This is a genomic window from Raoultella sp. (assembly GCF_039594335.1).
Classification (GTDB): domain Bacteria; phylum Pseudomonadota; class Gammaproteobacteria; order Enterobacterales; family Enterobacteriaceae; genus Klebsiella.
Genome location: NZ_JBCNNS010000266.1, coordinates 1 through 3,173, shown reverse-complemented (window position 1 = coordinate 3,173; position 3,173 = coordinate 1). Strand labels below are relative to the sequence as shown.

Annotated in this window: 3 protein-coding genes and 1 tRNA gene; 2 read left to right on the top strand and 2 right to left on the bottom strand. The window is 54.2% G+C overall.

Annotation, left to right across the window (positions count from 1 at the left end):
- A partial coding sequence (cysS, locus tag ACZAHD_RS22770; protein WP_462458747.1) for a cysteine--tRNA ligase occupies nucleotides 1–1,370 on the top strand: 1,370 nt, incomplete at its 5' end.
- Nucleotides 1,371–1,659: 289 nt separating this feature from the next.
- Here cysS and ybcJ read toward each other — a convergent pair.
- Complete coding sequence (gene ybcJ, locus ACZAHD_RS22765; protein WP_462458746.1) at nucleotides 1,660–1,872, bottom strand: ribosome-associated protein YbcJ; 213 nt, start codon at nucleotides 1,870–1,872, stop codon at nucleotides 1,660–1,662.
- A gap of 1 nt (nucleotide 1,873) precedes the next feature.
- Complete coding sequence (folD, locus tag ACZAHD_RS22760) at nucleotides 1,874–2,740, bottom strand: bifunctional methylenetetrahydrofolate dehydrogenase/methenyltetrahydrofolate cyclohydrolase FolD (RefSeq protein WP_462458745.1); 867 nt, start codon at nucleotides 2,738–2,740, stop codon at nucleotides 1,874–1,876.
- Nucleotides 2,741–3,094: 354 nt separating this feature from the next.
- On the opposite strand from folD, the gene ACZAHD_RS22755 reads away from it, so the two are divergent.
- A tRNA-Arg gene (locus ACZAHD_RS22755) sits at nucleotides 3,095–3,171 on the top strand.
- Nucleotides 3,172–3,173 lie beyond the last annotated feature (2 nt).

Here is a 3,173-nt window from a genome sequence, read left to right as displayed (position 1 = left end):
ATACAATGACGCGCCAAAAAGAGGAATTTAAACCTATCCATGCCGGGGAAGTCGGCATGTACGTGTGTGGTATTACGGTTTACGATCTCTGTCACATTGGCCATGGCCGTACCTTTGTCGCCTTCGATGTTGTTTCGCGCTACCTGCGTTTTCTGGGGTACAGCCTGAAATACGTGCGTAACATTACTGACATCGACGATAAAATCATTAAGCGCGCTAATGAGAATGGCGAGAGCTTTGTGGCGCTGGTGGATCGCATGATCGTTGAAATGCACAAAGATTTTGATGCATTAAATATTCAGCGCCCGGACAGTGAGCCACGTGCAACCCACCATATTCACGAAATTATCGAGATCACGGAAAAGCTGATCGCACGCGGTCATGCCTACGTTGCGGATAACGGTGACGTGATGTTCTCCGTGCCGACGGACCCAACCTACGGTGCGCTTTCCCGTCAGGATTTGGACCAGCTTCAGGCCGGTGCCCGCGTTGATGTTGTTGACGTGAAGCGCAACCCCATGGACTTCGTCTTGTGGAAGATGTCCAAAGAGGGCGAACCGAGCTGGCCCTCTCCGTGGGGCGAAGGGCGTCCTGGCTGGCACATTGAGTGTTCGGCGATGAACTGCAAACAGCTGGGCAACCATTTCGATATTCACGGCGGCGGCTCGGATCTGATGTTTCCGCACCATGAAAACGAAATTGCACAATCTACCTGTGCGCATGGCGGCGAGTACGTTAACTACTGGATGCACTCCGGGATGGTAATGGTTGACCGCGAGAAGATGTCTAAATCACTCGGCAATTTCTTCACCGTGCGTGACGTGCTGAAGTATTACGACGCGGAAACCGTGCGTTACTTTCTGATGTCCGGCCACTACCGTAGCCAGCTGAACTACAGCGAAGAGAACCTGAAACAGGCGCGTTCTGCGCTGGAACGTCTGTATACCGCGCTGCGCGGGACCGACAAATCGGCAGAGCCGGCCGGTGGCGAGGCTTTCGAAGCACGCTTTATTGAGGTGATGAACGACGACTTCAACACCCCTGAAGCCTACTCCGTTCTGTTCGATATGGCGCGTGAAGTGAACCGCCTGAAGACGGAAGATGTCGCTGCGGCTAACGCTATGGCTGCACATATGCGCAAACTCTCCGACGTGCTGGGGCTGCTGGAGCAGGAGCCGGATGTCTTCCTGCAAAGTGGCGCGCAGGCTGATGACGGCGAAATTGCGGAAATCGAGCAGCTGATTCAGCAGCGCCTGGATGCGCGTAAAGCGAAAGACTGGGCCGCTGCGGATGCCGCGCGTGACCGTCTCAATGAGATGGGGATCGTGCTGGAAGATGGCCCGCAGGGCACCACCTGGCGCCGCAAGTAGTTCCATTCTCTCTTTTTTTGCCGGGGCTATCCCCGGCATTTTTTTGCTCAGACTCAGGTCAATGCACGAAGCGCCTTCCCTCTATTTCGCATTCTTCCCTCTCCGTCAACCCGCATGTGGGAAGTTAACTCTGTTATCGGAGAAGACGTAGGCAGAAGGTGGCGCAGGTAGGTTACGGCGGCAGTAAAGGTATTTGGTTATGCAACGGCGAAAACGCTGGTGCTGAAGATAGTGGCTAATGCGTTGGATGGGGATAAAATTAAGGCGCCTGTTGTGGCGCCTTAATTTTTTACTCGGTAACTGTCACGCTCTGGCCTTCAAAACTCACCGTTTGACCGGCGACGATTTTGCAGCGTTTGCGGGTTTCGACCGCGCCGTTGACTTTGACCAGACCGTCGGCAATGGCGATTTTTGCCTGCGCGCCGCTTTCGCTCCAGCCTTCCAGCTTCAGCAGATCGCACAGTTCAACGTGCGGGTGTTTGCCCAGTGAAAAATTCGCCATCTCAAGCCTCCTGAATATCGTGATACTCTTCGCACGCCTGCAGCGTGTTTTGAATGAGCGTAGCAACGGTCATCGGGCCGACGCCGCCGGGAACCGGTGTGATGTATGACGCGCGCGCGGCGGCATCTTCATAGACGACATCGCCAACCACTTTGCCGTTTTCCAGACGGTTAATACCGACATCCACCACAATGGCGCCTTCTTTAATCCATTCGCCCGGAATAAATCCCGGTTTACCCACCGCGACGATCAGCAGGTCGGCGTTTTCGACGTGATGACGCAGGTTTTTGGTAAAACGGTGGGTGACGGTGGTGGTGCAGCCTGCCAGCAGCAGCTCCATGCTCATCGGACGGCCCACGATGTTCGATGCGCCGATAACCACGGCATTCAGGCCGTAGGTATCTATATTGTACCGCTCAAGCAAGGTGACGATACCGCGCGGCGTGCACGGGCGCAGTCGCGGGGCACGCTGACACAGGCGGCCGACGTTGTAGGGGTGGAAACCGTCTACATCTTTGTCTGGGGCGATACGCTCCAGCACTTTCACGTTATCAATTCCGGCAGGCAGCGGCAGCTGTACCAGAATACCGTCGATAGCGGTATCGGCATTCAACGTATCAATCAGCTCCAGCAATTCCGCCTCGCTGGTGGTTTCCGGGAGATCGTATGAGCGGGAGACAAATCCCACCTCTTCACACGCTTTGCGCTTGCTGCCGACATAAATCTGCGATGCCGGGTTGCTGCCGACCAGTACGACGGCTAAGCCTGGGGCGCGTTTTCCTGCCGCAGTGCGGGCCTGCACTTTCTCCGCAACCTCAGAGCGTACCTGCTGCGCAATCGTTTTACCGTCAATAATTTTTGCTGCCATCAGAGAGAAGATTCCATCTGTATCGTAACGAAAGGGGGATACGGATATTTTGTCAGAAGCCAGCCTCGCTGTCAGTCCTCGTTTGAGTTTTTATCCCTCTTTGGCAAAACTAAGGGGCAAAGACACTGTGGTTTAAAAGGAAATTTGACGCATTTATGGGGGATTGGGGCTATTTATTGTCGCGAGATGGATAAGTGCTGAAAACTGGCGCTGGACGAACTTTGCGCAATGTTTGTCGTATATGTAGGCAAGTTCGTTATGCCGTAGCAGTTTCATGGCAAAATGCATTGACTCACTGAGTGTTGACCGTATAATTCCAGGCGGTTTCACTCCATGGAATATCCGCATTTCAGTGCGCCCTTAGCTCAGCTGGATAGAGCAACGGCCTTCTAAGCCGTAGGTCACAGGTTCGAACCCTGTAGGGCGTACCATT